Origin of the sequence: Sulfodiicoccus acidiphilus, from assembly GCF_003967175.1 — an archaeon.
GTDB classification, from domain to species: Archaea; Thermoproteota; Thermoprotei_A; order Sulfolobales; family Sulfolobaceae; genus Sulfodiicoccus; species Sulfodiicoccus acidiphilus.
In genome coordinates this window covers 638160-656948 of sequence record NZ_AP018553.1, presented here as the reverse complement: position 1 = coordinate 656948, position 18789 = coordinate 638160, and the positions used below count along the sequence as shown (strand labels likewise).

The window sequence follows — 18789 nt, the reverse complement described above, 5'->3', positions numbered from 1 at the left end:
CACAGGGAAATTCCATTGTTATGAAAATTCTTAAAATGGCCAGGTTGTAGACGACTTAATGGGTTTGTTTAAGAAAGAGAAAGTGTATCACGTGAGCGCCGACTTACAACAGTTGGCCAACTCCCTTTCCGAGAGGCTGAGCGCGCAAGGATGGAAAACGCAGGTCGCAAGTACCGACAACGGTGTTCTACTCCAGGCAAGGAAAGGGGGTATCCTCAGGGACATAATAGCTGCAGATAGAGCCCTTTCAATCCTCTTCTCTAGGACGTCCGACGGCTTCAAGGTCACCATGGGTGTAGGAAAGTGGCTCCAGCACATAGGAGTTACCTTAGTGGAGGCAGTGTTACTCTCGGAGCTCTTTCTCGTGGTGGACGTACCAGAGATGATCTGGAACGCTGAAGTGGAAAACAACATCCTCAAAGAAATAGACGCGATAGTGGGCGCGGCCTAAACTCAAGTTTTATATAGATTCTTTTCCCTTAAATCTAGTGCCAAGGCGAGAGGTACTTCTCCTCGCGCTAGCTTTTGGACTCCCATCCATATGCATAAGCGCCAATAACGTTGCAGTGCCACTGTTTTTCTACTCTAAAGGACTTTCCCCACTCCTAATCGGCGAGTTGTACTCCCTAGGCTACTTTGTTAACTCTACGCTAGTTTACATCTTCTCAGTCATAGGAGATGCCTGGGGAAGAAGAAAGGCAACAATAGTCCTTAACTCGATATATGTAGCTTCTCTCCTCACCTTTTACTACTTTCGAGTTTACTACCTTTTCGCCGTATTCTTTACGTTCACTACAGGCGGAAATATAACCGCCTTGTTGGCGGAGAAGGCCGATGACAGCACCAGCGCCTTCAGTCTGGCCTCTAGCGTGGCCATCTCCCTTGGTGTGATAGGTTACTTGATCTCTGGGTTGCTCCCCTACTCCACAGTTTTCCTAATTGAGGTCTTCGTGCTACTCTCTTCTCTGCTCCTTTACGTCTACGTAAAAGAGAACTATTCCGGCACCGGTAGGCTGGAATTTAACGTACCTTCCCTCAGGAAGGTCTCCAAGTTCACCTTCCAGTGGGTAATAGGTTTTGGAGCTGGGTTAGTCCTTCCCCTCTTTTCGCTCTGGTGGCACCTCAGGTTCAGTCTAGACCGCGAGACTATATCATTGATTTCCATTATATCTTCGCTGGTGGTTGCGGGCACCCTGCAGTTAGCACCATTCATCAGGAAAAAGTTCGGTGGAGCGAGGGCTGTCGCTATTATGTTTGGCTTTCAGACACTAGCCACGGTTCTCCTGCCGTTTTCTCCCATCGTTCCGATTGCCGTGGTACTTTACTTGACTAGGAACGTCCTGTCGAACCTCTCCAACCCCATCATACTTAACATGCTCACCAATTCGGTGAGGAAGGAGGAAATAGCGAGGGCCGATAGCTTCCTCAGTGCGGTGAACTCCTACATAAGGACGGCTGGGCCATCTGTCTCGGGATACCTGTTCTCAGAAGGCAACTTCTATCTCTCTTTCGAACTCCTTGGTTTAATATATACTTCTTCGCTTATCATGTTCATCTTTCTATTCAGATCTGAAATAACTAAATAATACTTTATTATATAATTTTTTATACCTATAAAACTTGGTAATAACTCTGTAACTGCAATTTATCTTAATGTTCTAGGGAAAAGCAAGTGTAGCCGATGAAACGATATATTTTTCAAATATCACTCAGTGGAACGGGAAGTTTTTGCCGTTCCGTTCCGTAACCTTATAAGGTGGAAAACGAATAGCGCTCAAACAGAGCGAAAATGAAAACAACTCTGTTGGCAATAGCCTTGCTCCTAGCAGGGGCGGGGGCAGGTGCCGCTGGGGCCGGGGTGATGGGTTACGGCCCATTAGCCTACGTTTCTTTCCACATCCCCGCGGCCACCGAGCAAAGAGCCACCATAATTCCAGCCTACTTGAATCTTGGAAATCTGAGTGCTGGTGAGAAGGGAAACTACACCACTAATGCGACCGTAACTCTTAGGCAGTCAGGCAACTATTCCATAGATCTCCTACACGACGAGTTACTCAGCAACCTTTTCTCTAACTTCACTGTCGTAGTTAAAGTGTCTGGGAATGTCTTGATCCTTTCCCCGACTGGAGTGCATAGCGACCAGATATACTTATCTAACGGTACATACACAGTGAACATAACCGTGTACTACCAAGTGGCGCAACAACCTATAGGCCCGTCCAACGTAACTAATCTACCATTGCTTATAATCCACCCAGTGGGTGGAGGCGACCACGGAGATCACCACGGAGATCACGGGAACGGTCACAACAACCAAGGCGCCGACAATCAAAGTGACGGGAACCGAAGCTAGGCTGGGGGGTGTAATTGAACAAGCTCCTTCTAATTTTTTTCCTACTATCTGTTGCGGCCAGCGCAGTGCTTGGGTTTGGTGTAATTAGGTCCGCTCCTATACATCCAAGTCAAAGAGGGGCTTTCGTATCTTTCTCTTACCACTTCGTTTACACCGCATCGAGGGAGGGAATATATGAGGTTAAGTTGAGTTGGAATTCCTCCACATTGTCGGATGTGCACGTCCTCGTGGTGTTTAATAAGGGGGAGGATGGAAGGGCAGTGATCCTCAGCTCGAACCATCCTGAGGCCTTCGTCAGGTTGGAAAGGGGAAACTTCGTTGTCACGGTTTACGCGACCGGAAGGGAGCTGACCCCGACTTCACACCTACAGGCACAACTAACAGTATCTATAGTCTACGTTGGGCACGGAAAACAGAGCACTGACCACTGATCCAACGTATCCCTTCCTACCTCGCCTACTTCCTTTAATGCTTCGTTTTCTACTTAGAGATAAAATGTCGCGAACTTACTTTATTGACGTTTGAGGGGGTTAAAGTCCCCTCTCCAGGGAAGGTCCACTCGTAGAAACGTTTCACTCGTGAAACGAGAGCGATCGCACCTCTGCCGTAAAGGTGGATACCTAGTGACCGCGGGGAACTCGGTGAAGGACGAAACTCGTAACCTCCCTTCCACACGGTTGACAAGGCCCCTTGCGACCTCCGCTATCAACGTGGTTCGAGTTCGCTCGAGGGAGTGGGACTCGTCGATAAGCCGCCATGTACTCGAGGGCGGGGCAGTTCACTGGGTCCTATCTGCACCAACTCTTATTTCCAGGTGAAGTCTTCACAATAAACAATGATAGAGGTACAGGACCTTAGGAAGAGATACGGACACTTAGAGGCTATAAAGGGGATAACTTTCTCTTCAAATGTCGATGTTCTCACTATAGTAGGTAGAAACGGCGCCGGAAAGACGACCCTAATGAGGATACTATCTACCCAACTGGCACCCACTTCTGGACACGCTAAGGTCAATGGGTACGACGTAGTTAAGGAGGCGCGGAAGGTGAGAGACATCGTATGTAGCATCCCGCAAGAGGCCAAACCCGCAGGGATGGCCAGTCCGTTCGAACACGTAGTAATGTACCTAACGGCCCGCGGGATGACCTTTAAGGAGGCGGGGAGTCTGCTAGGCGAAGTCTTAAGGAAGTAGGCCTCTGGGAATTCAAGGACAAACCCTGCGATGAGCTATCGGGAGGAATGAAGAGAAAGGTTTTCGTGGCCATGGCCTTGGCTTCTGAGGCGGAAGTCGTGTTCTTGGACGAGCCAACCACCGGACTAGATCCCTTGTCAAGGATGGAGGTGTGGTCAATAGTCAAGAACCTGAAAGCGCAGGTCGTACTTACCACTCATTACATGGAGGAGGCTGGTGAATTGTCGAAGGAGATAGTTCTCATGCACCAGGGGAGGGTTATTGTATCCGGGACCGCTAGCTCCCTCTTGAAACCTCTGGAGGGAAAGGTGAGGGTAGAGGGGTACGAGGAGGGATTCAAGGTGGGGAGAAGTAAGATAGCGTATCTCGACAAAGAGAGGGCGAGGGATCTGGTGGGTGATGGTTACGTAATCAAACCTATAAGTTTGGACGACCTCTTCGTGTTGTATGGGCTACAGGAGAACTAGGTTTATCGCGGCCTTGGCCTGGTTCTACGGCCTCTCTGCTTTGAAAAGAGGACCAATCTACGTCCTCTCCTATATGGTCAGCCCGTTGTCTTTGCTCTTCCTCATCTACGTGATCTCCCGTGGTACTTTAGTTCAGTATGCGGTACTAGGAGGGCTCCTAGGCACTGTGGTCGGAAACTCGTTGACCTCTATAGGGGACTTCGCCTTCCTCAGGTTAGAGATAAAGCTCCAAGATCTTGTGGTCGCCACCGAAGCGAAGCCCTTAGATTACCTCTTAGGTTTGACTCTAGGTAACCTGTTGTTCTCGGCACCAGGCATTCTAACCTACATAGCTTTGGGAGAGGTGTATCGCATGTTCACTCCTTTCAATTCCCTGTGGACGTTGCTCGTAGTAGCTCTAATAATGATGTCCTCCTCGTCCCTTTCCTTCCTCATAGCCTCAGCTCTTAAACATGTGAGGTATGCGTGGGGACTTGCGGGGTTCCTCTCAGTTGCTTTCACTATAATTCCTCCTCTCTATTATCCCGCTTCTGTCCTCTCGTCGTCTATGGTAGACGCTCTCATGGTAATCCCCTCGACCCCCGCATCATTGGCACTCCAATCCCAGTTTGGACTATGGGGAGGAAGCTACGTCCTACCTACCTTGATATTGTTTCTAGAAGCAGTAGTTTACCCCGTCCTAGCAGTGAGGTTCTCCAGATGGAGAGAAGTGTGAACCATTCACTCTGAAGCTCAGGTTGTCGATCTGTGAAGTCTTCTAATAAAGCGTAAGACCTGCACATTTATAATCTATTGAGGTGTAACCTTCACTATGATAGATAAAATCAAGTGGGATCAAGTGACAGAAGAGTGGGTCTCACCGAACATCTCAAGGAGGCTAGTCTATCTCAACAACGTAATGGTGGCCAAACTCTTCCTGAGGAAGGGGACCTTCGTTCCCGAGCACCACCACGAGAGTGAACAGATAACCTGGGTGTTCAAGGGAGCCTTGGAGTTTCAGATAGAAGGAAGGAAGGTGGTTGTAGGTGAGGGCCAGGTGCTACCCATACCGTCTAACGTTCCCCACGCTGCGACCGCCCTAGAGGACACAGAGGAGGTGGACATATTCAGTCCAATACGCAGGGACTGGCTTGAGGGGAAAGATACGTACCTCAGGAGGACTTAGGGAAGGGAAATCTCCTCCTGAACTCTTCGGCCAGCTCGGCGTAGGGCCTGAATTCAACCCCTTGATATCTTAAGGAAGTATTCTATTAGTCTCTTATGCGTTAGTAACACATCTCCCTTTCCACTAACGTCTGGGTGTATAGCTAGTGGAAAGACGGTGTAGTCCATCTCCCTGCACATCCAATCGAACTGATCCCGTCACATTTGTTCTATGTCTCTAGCGTTGGTAAACCACTAACCGTTAGGGGAGGCCTCGACGAACATCATGGGAGGAGGGTCGTCTAGGTACCAGTTGGCAATAGACTGGACCAAGTCAACTGGATATCCAAGGTTTGTCGTTTTCATTCACTCTCTGGCCGACTTGGAGTAATCTACCTTCGCGAAGGCCTCCCTACCCCAGCGTAAAATGGTTGGAAGTCGTTATCAGCCATGCTCCTATCGTACCTACAACCGTACTTCAAGAGGAGAGGTACTGTGTTCTGAGACATCTTCCACCAGGGGGCGGTGTCTCCCACTGGTGGTATCCCCTGATCTTCCTTAATTAATTTGTAGGACTTGACTAGAATTTCCTCTTCCTGTTCTGGGCTGAGCCTCACTGGGTTCTCATGGGAATAACCGTGTGTTCCTAGCTCCTTTTCGTCCTTCACGACCTCCTCCACTTGCTCCCTAAAGCTCTCTATGGAGTGGCGTGGAATGAACCAAGTCGTCTTAAGCTTGTACTTCCTGAAGAGCTTAAGCAACCTCGGTATTCCCACCTCTCCAGCTAACGCTCTCCTGGAGATGTCGTGAGGGGAGTCCTGCCCTCCATAGGATACTAGCCATCCCGCCACGACGTCGACGTCGTAAGCTACGAATATCTCCTTCTTTGTCACAACTATCGATGTCCAGGCCCATCATTCTGGTTTTCCTCATAGGTTGAGCTTCAAGACTGGGATCTCTAGTTCGTCGGGCAGCAGTCCACCGTGGTGCCCCCTGAGGGCCTCGTACTCTGGATCTCTAAGTTTAGGTGAGAAAATGAACGCCGACTCGTCCTTGGGAACAGCAACTAGGTCTGGCATGTCCTTCCTCTCCCAGACTCCGCCAAACAGCGAGTCGAAGGAGTCAGGCCCGAAGAGTGTCAGCTGTGGGTACTTCTCCTTGACGTACACCCCTACTTCTCTTCTGGACTTCATGAAGATGGCCCTTGAGTCTCCATAAGGAGGTAAATCTAGCATATCTAGGAGGTTTTGGTCGCGGTTCAGGAAGACCCGTTTAGAGTCCACGTGGCCATGATCGGCCGTCACGACGAAGGAATAATCTCTGTGCCTCTCGGCCATCCTAGCTGTTGCCTCGAGAAGTTCCCTAGATGAGCTCAGGGCTGCCCAAGATGTGGGACCGTACTTGTGAGAGAGGAAGTCCACCTCCGATAGGTATACGTAAATGAAGTCGTACCTATCTTGGGCCGACAGTAGCGAATCGAGGCTCTCGAACGAGTCCCAGAAATTGGAGGACGTTCTAATCGTCGCCCCCCTGAGTACCGTGTTTATGAAGGAGGAAGACTCCATTCCCTTAGGTAAGACTGAAGCGACCTTAGCTTGCGTTTCCCAGATGTAGGGCTTCACACCTGGAAATAATCCTTCGAAAGGTCCTATCTCCTTGAGGGAATCCCTCTCTCCTAACCCAGAGAACGTGTACTTTATCGGAATTACAGTGGAACCTATCTTTCTCGAGAACGAGGTATAGCCTAGTACACCGTGCTCTCCTGGAGTCTGGGCTGTGAAGAGGGTAGTGAGGACGGTGGAGGTGGTTGAGGGAAAGACCGTAGTGAACTTCTCAAGGGTCGAACCTGACGGAGGAACGAATCCCGATTTCTGAAGAGTGGACCACCCTAATCCATCAAATAAAAGAAGGACTAACCTCCTTCCTCCTAATTCTACCGGTCTGCCTCTCCCCCTCTTCACATTTAGGAAGTTAGCTATTCCAGAAGCCAAGGAATAGAGGTTGTGGTCTCTAAAGTAGTCAGGGTAAAGCACGTTGTACAGGGTACAGAGCCGAGTAAAAAGTAACCATACTCCTCGATTAGCACGTGAAAAACGTAGGCCTTCTCTAGGTGAGAGGAGATGTAGAAAGGGGAAGTTTGGTGAGGAACTTCTCGATATAATCGGGACCACACATCGAAGAGAAAAATATATGGAATGTGGAATAGATCAATTTCGTAAGTAGAAGACTCTTGTGGAGATCTCAATCGTTTCCATCTGTTCCTTGGACCAGCCTTGTTGGATTTGATTGTATCAATAACCACTATAAAGTGACTAATGTCTCCGATGGCCCGGGTAAGAAAATAGAAGAAGTTACTCGCAAAGTCTATACTAATGGAGGTAGTCCGTCTGACTTCCTCCCCGCCCTAAAGGGCGAGGGTTCCCATCCAGAGGGCTCGTCGTTCCCACCATCGGTTCGGGTTTACATCTCTCGTTTGGTGGGCAGTCGAGTGGATCAGAGGTCCACTCCCATTTGAAGAGGAGGGGACTTTCATCGCAAAGCTCTAGTCCCTTAAGGGAGAAGAGAGACGATGGTTGCTCCTCCCTCAGTCCCATTAAGCCCTCGATCGAGCTGGGGAGGAGCGTCGTTAGTACCACTAAGAGAAATTTTAACAAAGAAGTATAAATACAAGGGGGCTATCCATCCTCGCCGTGAAAGGCGAGGCTTTCCGCCCCTTTGAACCCCCAATTTTTGTAAAACGCGAAAGCGCGTGGAAAAGCGGGAATCTATATAGGCTAATGAGGTTACGCTGGCTAATGAGGGAAACTAGAAATAGTTGAACTGTAGGACAAGCTCAATGGAAGCCGAATCACCCAGAGGAGTTAAACCTTATGATAATATTTATACCCCTAAAGTTCACGATTCACGTGTGAGAAAGAGTTCGATCCCCAAGAGGAAGGGGATAGGAAAGCTAACCGTGGCGATTTTAGTGGTGGTTATAGTAGTCTTGGCCGCGGGAGGAGGTTACGCCTATTACGCCTCTCGCACAGCGGCCGTGGCTAAACCCATCACACTGACCGTGATGGTGGACAGCGGAAGTGAAACTCAGCAGTATCTATCAATTGTGGCCAAGGACTTTCACGCTCTCCACCCCAACGTCAACATCAACTTGGAACCCGTAGGGTTCAGTGACATGGTGACTACAGCTTTAACTGCGCTAAAAGGTAAGGCACCTCAACCCGCCATAATAATGTATTACCCGTCTCAGGCGCCTGACCTAGCTCCCTACCTAATGAACTTGGAGCAATTCATGAACGGTTCAAATCCGATAATTAACGGATCCAACCTAATCCTGTCAGAGATGGAAGCCGGAGGCTACTACTACGCAGCAAACGGTTCAGTGATTTCGGTTGTTGGAGTTCCGATACATAGCGTGTTCGGGTACGTTTTGGGTTACCAGAAAAGCATATTCGAGAACGCGACTCTGGCCAAGGAATTCGAGGCCGAATACGGGTTCCCCTTCAGTCCGGAGAACCTCACGTCGTGGACCCAGCTCTACGACTTGGCCTCGTTCATTAACCAGACCCACGCGGCCCAGTACGCCCTTCTCATACCAGATAGTTCTCACCACGCCATAATAGACATGGCCGCTCCCCTAATAGCTTACTACGAGCAACAGGATCACACCCCAGGTTACACTCCGGCCCCCCCAGGCTTCTACTCCTACTTTGCCTACCTAAACGGGACTTGGACCACAACCTTCAACAGCACTGCTGGAGTGCAGGCCCTTCAAATATGGAAGAAGCTAATCCAGTTCGAGCCGTCTCCCACCGTCCAGCCAATAGGTTACGATCAGCAGGAACACTTCCCCCTAACTGGACAATACGCAATGTTCATAGCTTGGACCAGCTTCATCCCAATATACGAGAACTCCTCTGTCTCAAAGATAGCAGGGAACCTCGGAATAGCTCTCCTACCTGGACAGACTACAGGACTAGCTCCAACCTTCCTCGGGATAAATCCGTACGGTCCCGACCCCAAGGTGGCGGCCGAGTTCGTTGCTTTCGCGCTTTCAAATGAGGAGTACCAGAAGGGGATCCAACAGCTAGGTTACATTCCAGGTACCTACACCGGGATAGCTGAGGCTAGCCAGAACTCCAACCTATCTTGGTTAGGACCCTTCGTGCCCTTCCTGAAGACCGCTGTCATACCTCCTCGGCTCGCCGCGGTTGTGCCAAGGATATCAACCTTCTCCGAGACCCTAATTCCCGAGTTCAACACCCAGGTCTACGATTACTTAACTGGCTCTCAACCAAATGCCACTGTTGCCTTGAATACAGCAGCCAAGGAGTGGATGACATACATAGAACAGCAGCAGGTGGTGCTGTAACGAAACTAAGAGCGGACAAGTGGAGCGCGGCCTTGGCGCTCCCCGCCCTAGTATATTTTCTAGTCTTCACAGTTTACCCCATAGTAGGGAACGTAGTCCTCACCTTCCAAAAGGAGACTACCACAGGAGCCCTCGTGTGGGCAGGCTTGTCCAACTACCTCGATTTAACCACGGATCCCTTCATAGGAAAAGTGTTGGTTAACACCGTAATCTACATGGTTACAGTACCTCTCATAGACGTAGCCTTGGCGCTCCCTCTCGCTTCGATACTGAAGCGGGTCGACTCGAAATTACTCCTGGTCCTCTTCATGTTACCTTCGTTCATACCTTTCGTGACGGCAGCCGTTTCGTGGGAACTCGTCTTGAATCCGTTCTACGGGCCTGTCTACTATTTCGCCAGGTTCAATTGGTTCACGAGCATATGGATGATCGTGATAATGGACGTCTGGGAGAGCCTCCCCTTGGCCACCTTGGTGATATACGCCGGACTGAAGTCCATTCCTCGGGAAATAGAGGAGGCAGCGAATATGGACGGCCTGGTGGGAATTAGGAAGTTCATGCAGGTGGATCTACCTTACGTCGCACCCAACATCCTCACAGCCCTAGTTCTCATGCTCATCTTCGCGACCTTCACGTTCGATCCCATATTCGTGACCGAGGGGCAGATGCCACCGATGACGGCTGTAGACCTCGCCTACTACTCCTACCAGCAGTTCTTCGGTGGAATAATAGGATACGCGGCTGTCTTGATACTCATAATGAGCGGTATGTCTACCGCTCTGGCCTACCTCTTCGTTCGCTCCATGTTGGGTGGAGGAAAATCTGGGGGAAGGTCGAGGTGGCAGTGGGTAGGGGTAAAGTTCCCCAACAGTTCGTCGCCCAGGTGGGCCGTAGGTACTGTGACGGCCGTGTACCTCCTATTCCTCCTTTTCCCAGTGGCGTGGTTAGTTTTGGAGTCGATAAAACCTTACTCTCAGGTGTTCTCTATACCTCCAGTGATCTTAACTTCCCAGCCGACCTTGGTTCACTACCTCAATGCGTTGACTCAGGGACTTCCCTACATCGTTTCCAGCCTCATCACTGCCGCCGGTGTCCTCATGATTACCGTCCTCATAGGAGCTCCCGCCGCTTACGCAATGTCGAGATATGGGTTCGGAGGTAGGGCTTTCCTCACTTTCGTTCTCTTCATCTACTCTCTGCCAGCCATAATTTTCATGCTTCCAATATATGAAATAATGAATTTCCTCGGCTTGGTGAACACTTGGTGGGCTCTCATATTGTCCTACCCCGTTTTCGTCCTTCCTGTGGTCATTTGGATGTGTTACAACTTCTACAGGAATTTCCCGGCTCACGTCGATGAGGCCGCTCAAGTGGACGGAATGAACAAGGTCACCGCTTTCTTCAGGATGATACTCCCCTCCAGCTCCGACGTCATAGCAGTCGCGGTCCTCTACTCTTTCCTGATCTCCTGGGGGGCCCTCATATTCCCATTGGTTCTGAGTTACTCTCCGTTTAACATGAACCTACTCTCACCCTATGGAGCCCAGACCTTCTCCATATTCATAGGGGCGACCCTAGGTCACGAGTCGGTTCACTATGGTGCATTGGCTGCGTCTGGTATGATAAGTCTTATCCCCGCGGTAATCCTTCTCTACTTCATGAGGAACAGACTCGATAAGCTCTACAGGGTAGGTGGTTTCAAAGGATGACCGGTTTCCTCAGCTTCAAGGGAATAGTGAAGAAGTTCGGGAGTGCAGTAGTACTTAACGTCGAGCAGCTCGAATTCGAAAGGGCGACCTACAACGTCATACTAGGCCCCTCAGGGGCAGGCAAGACCACGCTCCTCAGAGTGACTGCGGGCTTGGAGAAAGTAGATGCCGGGAAAATCGTGCTTGATGGTGAGGACATTACGAACGACCCGCCTTGGAAAAGGAACGTCGGGCTGGTCTTTCAGAACTACGCCCTTTACCCTCACCTCAACGTCTTCGACAACATAGCAGTTCCACTAACGGTGAAGGGCCTTAAGAAGGAGGAAGTGGAAAAGAGGGTAAAGGAGGTGGCTCAGATTTTGGGAATAGGGGAGCTTCTATTCAAACATCCGAGGCAACTCTCTGGGGGACAACAACAGAGGGTCGCCCTAGCGAGAGCAATAGTCAAGGAGCCTAAGCTACTTCTCTTAGATGAGCCACTATCTAACTTGGACGCGAAGCTTAGGATCGAGTTGAGGTCCTACCTGAAGTCTCTCCAGCGTAAGCTTGGAATAACAGTCCTTCACGTGACACACGATCAGTCAGAAGCCATGGCCCTAGCAGACGAGATGGTTGTGATGAACGGAGGCCTAGTGGAACAGAAGGGAACACCTCACGAGATTTACCGCAGGCCTAGGACACTTTTCGTGGCTGGCTTCGTGGGAACGATCAACCTCGTCCCTTCCTCAGTATTTGGAGGGAACTCTGACGAGTGGGTGGCCTTCAGGCCGGAGGACGCTGAGCTGGTCAGTGAATGTGTGGGTTGTGTGAAGGGAACGATATCTTCCTTGGAGTACCAAGGATCGAGTACAATAGTGCACGTTAGGTCAGGGGAATTATCCGTCAAGGTGGTGGCATCCCCGGAGCTAGAACTTATGGAGGGGCAGGAAGTCAAGGTGCGCCCCAGGAGGTTTCTACGCTATTCCCCTTCAGGCAAACTGTTAGAGTAGTACTATTTAAATAGTTTTTAAAGGAAGTATCTGTAATTTTATTTTATAAATCTGATTTAGAATAATAAAAATCCAGGTCGCTTCATAACATCATCGTTCGGTTGTGAGTTCTGGGACGACTCTTCCCTAGCATCAAACTATGTCTATTAACGCTTCATAGCCCACCTACAGGCCCTCGATCCTGGGGGACTTCATCCACGAGAAGTCAACGTAGTAACGGGTCATATTTCACGAGAGAACTCAGGAGCGTCTTTAAGGCAAGGTAGACGTCTTAATGATCCCTCACCCACGGACGTATCGGGGGACTCTCCTCGTTCCTATCGAAGACGGAAAAAGGTAGGCGGGAAAGAGCTAAGTTTAACGGGGGTTGAGGGGGCGAAAGTCCCCTTCCGTAAGGGAGGGGACGGATGGCCCCCTTATAGAAACGTTTTATGTTTGCATGTCTAAATTTCCTTAGACCTCGGCTGTGAGAGCTGGGTCGCACCCTCGGGACTGGGGGAACTCACGCCCGTGGAGAGGAAACCCCCCGTAACCTCTCTTCCACACGGGGCATCACAGGACGGTTCCGTTCGATGGAACCTCCGCTGTGGGTGAAGGGGGATCGAGGTTCCTCCGAGAAGCAGGAAATCCCCACCGGGAGATGCCCCGTCCGTTAGGGCGGGGTAGTTCACATCGAAGGAAGGGACGTCTAGAAAAACTTAGATGATCCTGAAATACTCAAATCCTCGTGAAACGACTTCACTAAATACCCTGGGACCTACTTCTCACACGTTCAACCCAGGAAGTACTCGAGGAAACATTGGACTAGAGATGTCCCTAGCGCTGATAACGTACCATCAAAGCTCCTCAACTCCTTTCTGTGGTGTAGTGAACAGAAAGACGGCCAGGTTCACCCCTATCTGACTCAATTACGACTATTCGCCAGAGTTAGGTTGAGAGACGTTCTCCTTGCCCTACTCTAGGTCAGGATCCCAACTCCATTCAAATCTGAGGAAAAAGTCCTTGAAAGCTTAGAGCTGACGCTCAAAATCCTTTTTATTTTTATAGTAAGATGGTGGACTGGGTTAAAATGAATAGGAGAAAGATTTTCGACCTGAGTGTAACTTTAGCTCCACACATGCCAGTCTGGCCCACCCATCCAACTGTAGAGATCGTACCAACAGGGATAGCTAGCCGGGACGGTTACAGCATAGAGACTCTCTCTTTCTCTACCCACACAGGCACACACGTGGACGCTCCTTATCACTTCGATGAACGAGGGGCCACTGTTGATAGGTTAGAGCTCTCGGTTTTGGTGAACGACGGTTACTGTCTCTCCCCTCCGCTCAGGGGTAAGGAAATCACCGCCGAGGCCATAAAATCGCTCTGGAAGCCAGAGTACGACGGGGCAACCATCCTCTTCAACACCGGATGGAGCAAGAAGAGGGCTTTCACCAGGGAGTTCCTCTACGATTTCCCAGGCCTCACACTCGACGCAGCTCAATTCTTGTTGGACCACAAGGTCAGACTAGTGGGAATTGACACTTTGAGTATAGAGCCCTACGAACACAAGGACTTTCACGTTCACAAGCTCTTATTAGGGGCCGGAGCTGCCATAATCGAGGACCTCTACGGCCTCGATCAACTGCAACAAGGTAAGAGGTACACGGTAGCTGCGTTGCCCCTGAAGATTCAAGGTGCCAGTGGTAGTTCAGCTAGAGTGCTGGCCATAGAGGAGTAATCATGAGAGTAAACAACATAGATTTGGACGCAGTCCTAGAGGCCAAAAGGAAGGCCGAGAAAGAAGGAGGAATCAGGGTTGAGAAGCATATAGAGGGAGAGTTTAGATTAGATGGAAGTCCCATGTTCGTGGCCGAACTTAGGTCCGACCTCTCCAAGTTCCTCGTTACGGCAGACGAGCCCAAGTTACTTGGAGGGCAGGGAGTCCACACTACGCCCCTCAGCTACCTACTCTTCGGGGTGATGTCCTGTTACGCTTCCACATTGGCAATTCAGTGCGCCCTTGACGGAGTTAAGCTAGAAAGGCTCAGGATAAAGGGGCACGTCTATTACGACGTCGGACCAGTAGTCGCACCGTCCGATTCCCCTATAATAAGGAAGCTGGTCTTAGAGGTTGAGGCAGACAAGGACGTGAGGGAACAGGTGAAGAAGGCCGCGACCCGCTGTCCGGCCCTCTACGCCATAAGGAACCCTATCGATGTGGAGACGAGACAGGTTCAGTAGAAGGTCTTTTTCAACCTCCTCACTCCCTCCCTTATTTTATCTTCACTAGGGTAAGTGAAGTTGAGTCTGGCAGAATTGTATTGAGGATCAGAGACGTATAGGGAATCTCCAGGTAAGTAAAGCACCGAGTTAGCTATGGCCTTTTCCAGAGCGGTTCTAGTGTTCACCCCCTTAAATAAGGCGAAGACGAACATACCACTTTCGGGCTTCACGAATTCCACCTTGTCCTTGAACACCTCGCTCAACTCGTCCACCATGGCGTTCCTCTTCGACGTGTAAACACGCCTCACATTCTCCAAGTTGTTCTCTATTACTCTAGACTTGAGGGCGTACGCAGCCACGTATTGGGACAGGGTGTTAGTGTTGAGATCTATCACCTGCTTCACGTTGGTGACTGCTTTGACGAGGTAAGGGTCTGCCACCATCCAACCCAACCTAAGACCTGGGGCCAGAACCTTGCTCATGGTCGACATGTAGATCACTCTGTTTTCCTTGTCCATCGCCTTCAGGGGCCTTGGAGTCTTTCCTTCGTAGTTTATCAAACTATAGGGATCGTCTTCCACGATCGTCAGATCGTACCTCTCAGCCACCTCTAGGAGGTGTTTCTTCGTTTCTTCTGACATGGACGCACCTGTGGGGTTCTGGGCATTCGGCATGACATAAACTAACTTCCTTCTCTCTGGTGGGGTCTCCTTGACCTTCCCCTCTAACAGGTCCACGTTCAATTGACCTTTCACTATTGGTGCTCCCGAGAGAACCGAGTCGAAGGCCCTAAACACACTCACCGCTACGTAGTAAGTAGGGTTCTCTGTAAAGACGTAGTCACCAGGGCTTACTGTCGTCATCGCTAGTGCGAAGAGCGCCTCTTGCGAACCAGAGGAGACGAGGATTTGGTCCTCAGTGATCCCGGTGATCCCGAGTCCCCTAGAAAGGTAAGACACGATCTCCTTCTTGAACTCTGGAACTCCCGTTGCGGGAGAGTATTGGAGTGCTTTGTCGAAGTTCTCCTTGAGGACCCTCTCCGCTATATCCCTCAGTTGCTCGTGAGGGAACACAGAGGGATCTGGTAGTCCACCAGCTAAGTTGATGACTTCCTGCCTGACAGTGTAGGCCAGGATGTTGTCTAAGTCCTTGTTCTCCACCTTTTTGGGAACGTCCGTCAGGAGTTTCGGAAAGTCCATAAGCGAAGTTAAAAACCTAAATATAAAAGTCCCACTGTGCTACGGATCCATCGCCCCTCATGAAGATATATAAGATAGTGAAATAATGGCATTATTGTGTTCATGACACTTAAAGAAAAAAGGGAAATGTTGAGTGTTTTTTCCACACCAAACAGATTGACTGGTGGTTGATTTGGCTGAGGAGAGAAAAGCCGAGTTCAGGAAAGAAATAGGCTTCTGGTCAGTGGTGTTCTTAGCTACAGGAGCGATCTTGGGCCCAGCTGTAGCGTTCACTCCAGTCTCGGTTCTCGCATCTGGAGGACCTGCTGGAATACTCGGGTGGATAATCGCCCTCCTAATGATATTCCCTGTCGCCCTCGTGTACGTAGAGTTGGGTACCACGTGGCCGAAGGCCGGAGGTGTGGGTTACTTCCCCTACAAGAGCAACGGACCCTTAGTCGGGGTACTTAACGGCTGGGGAGCCTACATAGGTTACACCCTAGCGTCTGCTTCTATTATTATTGCCCTCGTGGAGTATTTGAGTTATTTCTTCCCTTCACTATACGCCAACCAAACACTCACCCCGTTAGGTATAGGTGTAACGGGGGTCGGGATATTGCTAGTATACATCATCAATATATTGAGAATAAGGCGCTTGGCGGAGGTGAACAACGGCTTGACTATACTTACCCTAGGACTCTTAGCTCTCCTCATAGTCGCCTTGGGGATCCATTTCCACGGCAGTTACCTAAGTCAACCCAGCTGGGGTGGCTTCGTACCTTTCGGAGTGACTGGCGTTTTCTTGGCCACTTCTGCTACGATATATGGTTACGGAGGGTTCAGGCAACCCATAGACTACGCTGAGGAACTCAAGGATCCAGGTAGAACTGTTCCTCGAGCGATCCTGGCTACTCTCCTAATAGTCTTCGTTGTCTACATCTTGGAGAGTCTGGTTTTCGCTGGCACTTTGAATTGGTCGTATCTGGGTCTTAAGCCAGGGGACTGGTCTGGGTTGAACTCTCTTCCCTACCCATACGTCTCTGCCTCTGACGCCCTTGGACTGATGGCTATAGGCATATCTGCTCTTATCCTAGCCATCATAGCGTCCTTTAAGGACGGCCTCATATACTTCGGAGGGGCTTCGAGGGTGGCCTACGCGCTCTCCAAGTACGACAACGTTTTCCCCAGGTTCCTCACAAGGATGAGCAGTAAGGGGATACCCATAGCTGCTACGACTCTTTCCTTAGTGGTTTCTATAGTCTTCTTGGCTCTATTTCCTTCGTTCTCGTCCATCTTCAGCCTAGTCGTAGACGGACTGCTCTTCGCCTACGCTCCAGGTGCTGTCAGCCTCGCTGTATTAAGGCAGACAAATCCAGACACGCCAAGGCCTTATAGGTTACCGGCCGCTAAGGTACTTGCACCTATAGCGTTCGTAGTGTCTAGCCTGATGATATTCTGGTCCGGGTGGCAGGCCACCTCTATTCTGCTCACTACCGTGTTTCTAGGCCTCCCCTTCCTAGTGTTCTATGCCAGATACAAGGGCGTGAGTAAGGAAGAACTGAAGTACGGTCTCTGGCTCCCCATATACATGCTGGCGATACTGGCCATATCCTACAGCAGTAGCTCCTACTTCGGAGGGCAGGGTTACCTTCCATTCCCCATAGACAACGTAGTGTTCGTAATCGTCAGTATAGCATTCTACTTCTGGGGGTACAGGAGCGGCGTAACTCTCATTAGGAGAAAAGGGGAGTACTGAATATCTTTTTTACTCTTACCTGAACTTTTGTTTCAGATATGAAGGCAATCTCCAGAATCACGATAGCCACGATAGTAGTAGTTGTCGTCATAGTAGCGGCAGTGGGCTCATTCGCCTATCTTTTGAACACGTCTTCCAAACAGGTGGAGCTCAAGTTCGTCTACTTCAGTGGGAACCTCTGCACTTTCCTCCAATACGCGGCCCACCAGTTCGACGCTCAACACCCTGGAGTCAAAGTCGAGGTCGTGGGGGAACCGTTCAGTGATTACGTGAGCACTCAACTCACCACGTTAGAGGCACATTCCTCACAGTACGACTTAGTCGGTTTCACCTCAACCTCGGCCCAGTCCTTTACCCCTTACCTGCTACCGCTTAACTCCACACAGTTCAACTTCTCTGACCTACTGAACGCCCAGGAGTTCTTCGGAGGGGTGGTTTACAACACTACTACAGGGAAGCAGCAGTACTACGGTGTAGCTCTCACAACCGCAGTCTACCTAATGATCTACAACGAGACAATATTTGACAACCAAACTCTCGCCAACCAGTTCGAGCAGGAGTATCACGTTAACTTCTCTCCTCTCACTTGGCAGAACTGGACTGACGTAGTCGACGCAGATCAGTTCTTGACGTCGCATCACATCACGAAGTACGGTTTCCTCATAGACGACCATGAGTCACACGGCATAATAGACGCATTCCCAGCGGTGTTCTACTGGTACTATTCCAGGGACTCCAATCTAACCGGAGGAAACCCCAAGGGAATAGCTGGATACAACGTGATGTTCACAGGTTACGTTCCTAAGGGGCTTAGCTATCCCATACCTAGTTTCAACAGTACCGCGGGAGTTGATGCCCTCCAGACCTACGCCGAGTTAATTAGTTACGAGCCGTCCCCGACGCAACTGCAAGTGGACTACGACAACATAATAACTCTCTACGAGGAGGGGGTCTCCCCAGGGGCCTTCGTTTTCTCGACACAGATAGCACACTTCCCCACTAATGTCTCCTCTACAACTGGTATAGCACCTTTACCAGGTGGGTACATGGAGACAGGGACTGACTTTCTAGGAGTGAGCAGGTTCTCTCATCACAAGGCCTTGGCCATAGAGTTCCTGCAGTTCCTTCTCTCGAAACAGATGCAAGAGACGCTCTACTATAAGTTCCACGATTACCCAGTGTCCAAATCTGTATACCCGCTACTACTCTCCAACACCTCCCTTCCTGAGACGGCTAGGGCTGACCTCCAGCTGATTTACCAATACGCTCAGCTGGCATACGCCAACCCCCCCAACATACCTCCTACGTACTCCTACCTTATACCTTCTTTCAACGGCCAGGTCTATAACTACCTGACAGGCCAGGAGACAAACGCCACCCTCGTTCTCCAGAATGCAGCGAAGGCTTGGACGCAGCAGCTCGGGTGAG

The 18789-nt window shown here is 50.2% G+C and carries 17 protein-coding genes and 1 pseudogene; 14 read left to right on the top strand and 4 right to left on the bottom strand.

Annotation, left to right across the window (positions count from 1 at the left end; genetic code table 11):
* Nucleotides 1–58: 58 nt before the first annotated feature.
* From HS1genome_RS03455 to HS1genome_RS03425, 7 genes and pseudogenes are all read left to right on the top strand, one after another.
* Nucleotides 59–451, top strand: coding sequence for a hypothetical protein (locus tag HS1genome_RS03455; RefSeq protein WP_126449628.1), 393 nt, complete (start codon nucleotides 59–61; stop codon nucleotides 449–451).
* Nucleotides 452–488: 37 nt separating this feature from the next.
* Nucleotides 489–1586 carry an MFS transporter gene (locus HS1genome_RS03450; protein ID WP_158613710.1) on the top strand — a complete coding sequence of 366 codons (1098 nt, stop codon included), beginning with the start codon at nucleotides 489–491 and terminating at the stop codon, nucleotides 1584–1586.
* A 203-nt stretch (nucleotides 1587–1789) separates the two neighbouring features.
* The gene (locus HS1genome_RS03445; RefSeq protein ID WP_126449626.1) at nucleotides 1790–2353 is read left to right on the top strand and encodes a hypothetical protein; all 564 of its coding nucleotides are present in this window, start codon (nucleotides 1790–1792) and stop codon (nucleotides 2351–2353) included.
* A gap of 14 nt (nucleotides 2354–2367) precedes the next feature.
* The gene (locus tag HS1genome_RS03440; RefSeq protein WP_126449625.1) at nucleotides 2368–2784 is read left to right on the top strand and encodes a hypothetical protein; all 417 of its coding nucleotides are present in this window, start codon (nucleotides 2368–2370) and stop codon (nucleotides 2782–2784) included.
* A gap of 404 nt (nucleotides 2785–3188) precedes the next feature.
* A pseudogene (locus HS1genome_RS03435) lies at nucleotides 3189–4012 on the top strand (ABC transporter ATP-binding protein).
* Nucleotides 3993–4727 (top strand): ABC transporter permease, encoded by a 735-nt coding sequence (locus HS1genome_RS03430; protein WP_126449624.1) that lies wholly within the window; start codon nucleotides 3993–3995, stop codon nucleotides 4725–4727. The pseudogene HS1genome_RS03435 and the gene HS1genome_RS03430 overlap by 20 nt, the downstream one beginning before the upstream one ends.
* A gap of 96 nt (nucleotides 4728–4823) precedes the next feature.
* Nucleotides 4824–5177: a cupin domain-containing protein gene (locus tag HS1genome_RS03425; RefSeq protein ID WP_126449623.1), complete on the top strand. Its 354-nt coding sequence runs from the start codon at nucleotides 4824–4826 to the stop codon at nucleotides 5175–5177.
* A gap of 370 nt (nucleotides 5178–5547) precedes the next feature.
* On the opposite strand, the gene HS1genome_RS12340 is transcribed toward HS1genome_RS03425, so the two are convergent.
* The 3 genes from HS1genome_RS12340 to HS1genome_RS13155 form a co-directional block, all read right to left on the bottom strand.
* The gene (locus HS1genome_RS12340) at nucleotides 5548–6048 is read right to left on the bottom strand and encodes a polysaccharide deacetylase family protein (protein WP_197721520.1); all 501 of its coding nucleotides are present in this window, start codon (nucleotides 6046–6048) and stop codon (nucleotides 5548–5550) included.
* Nucleotides 6049–6084: 36 nt separating this feature from the next.
* The gene (locus HS1genome_RS03415) at nucleotides 6085–7188 is read right to left on the bottom strand and encodes an alkaline phosphatase family protein (RefSeq protein ID WP_158613709.1); all 1104 of its coding nucleotides are present in this window, start codon (nucleotides 7186–7188) and stop codon (nucleotides 6085–6087) included.
* A gap of 336 nt (nucleotides 7189–7524) precedes the next feature.
* Nucleotides 7525–7791: a hypothetical protein gene (locus HS1genome_RS13155; protein ID WP_126449621.1), complete on the bottom strand. Its 267-nt coding sequence runs from the start codon at nucleotides 7789–7791 to the stop codon at nucleotides 7525–7527.
* A 272-nt stretch (nucleotides 7792–8063) separates the two neighbouring features.
* On the opposite strand from HS1genome_RS13155, the gene HS1genome_RS03405 reads away from it, so the two are divergent.
* The 5 genes from HS1genome_RS03405 (at nucleotide 8064) to HS1genome_RS03385 (ending at nucleotide 14445) form a co-directional block, all read left to right on the top strand.
* A complete protein-coding gene (locus HS1genome_RS03405) occupies nucleotides 8064–9524 on the top strand; it encodes an extracellular solute-binding protein (protein ID WP_158613708.1) in 1461 nt (486 codons plus the stop codon).
* The gene (locus tag HS1genome_RS03400; RefSeq protein WP_126449619.1) at nucleotides 9485–11233 is read left to right on the top strand and encodes an ABC transporter permease; all 1749 of its coding nucleotides are present in this window, start codon (nucleotides 9485–9487) and stop codon (nucleotides 11231–11233) included. The genes HS1genome_RS03405 and HS1genome_RS03400 overlap by 40 nt, the downstream gene beginning before the upstream one ends.
* Nucleotides 11230–12222 carry an ABC transporter ATP-binding protein gene (locus HS1genome_RS03395; RefSeq protein WP_126449618.1) on the top strand — a complete coding sequence of 331 codons (993 nt, stop codon included), beginning with the start codon at nucleotides 11230–11232 and terminating at the stop codon, nucleotides 12220–12222. Before HS1genome_RS03400 ends, HS1genome_RS03395 begins: the two co-directional genes overlap by 4 nt.
* A gap of 1069 nt (nucleotides 12223–13291) precedes the next feature.
* Nucleotides 13292–13942 (top strand): cyclase family protein, encoded by a 651-nt coding sequence (locus tag HS1genome_RS03390; protein ID WP_126449617.1) that lies wholly within the window; start codon nucleotides 13292–13294, stop codon nucleotides 13940–13942.
* Nucleotides 13943–13944: 2 nt separating this feature from the next.
* Nucleotides 13945–14445, top strand: a complete 501-nt coding sequence (locus HS1genome_RS03385; protein WP_126449616.1) for an OsmC family protein — start codon at nucleotides 13945–13947, stop codon at nucleotides 14443–14445.
* On the opposite strand, the gene HS1genome_RS03380 is transcribed toward HS1genome_RS03385, so the two are convergent.
* Complete coding sequence (locus HS1genome_RS03380) at nucleotides 14439–15626, bottom strand: aminotransferase-like domain-containing protein (RefSeq protein ID WP_126449615.1); 1188 nt, start codon at nucleotides 15624–15626, stop codon at nucleotides 14439–14441. The two genes, HS1genome_RS03385 and HS1genome_RS03380, sit on opposite strands and share 7 nt — an antisense overlap.
* Before the next feature lie 163 nt (nucleotides 15627–15789).
* Here HS1genome_RS03380 and HS1genome_RS03375 point away from each other — a divergent pair, with 163 nt between their 5' ends.
* Together HS1genome_RS03375 and HS1genome_RS03370 are read left to right on the top strand one after the other, a co-directional pair.
* A complete protein-coding gene (locus tag HS1genome_RS03375; RefSeq protein ID WP_232018782.1) occupies nucleotides 15790–17361 on the top strand; it encodes an APC family permease in 1572 nt (523 codons plus the stop codon).
* A gap of 38 nt (nucleotides 17362–17399) precedes the next feature.
* Nucleotides 17400–18788, top strand: a complete 1389-nt coding sequence (locus HS1genome_RS03370; RefSeq protein WP_126449613.1) for an ABC transporter substrate-binding protein — start codon at nucleotides 17400–17402, stop codon at nucleotides 18786–18788.
* The last annotated feature ends 1 nt before the right edge of the window (nucleotide 18789 follow it).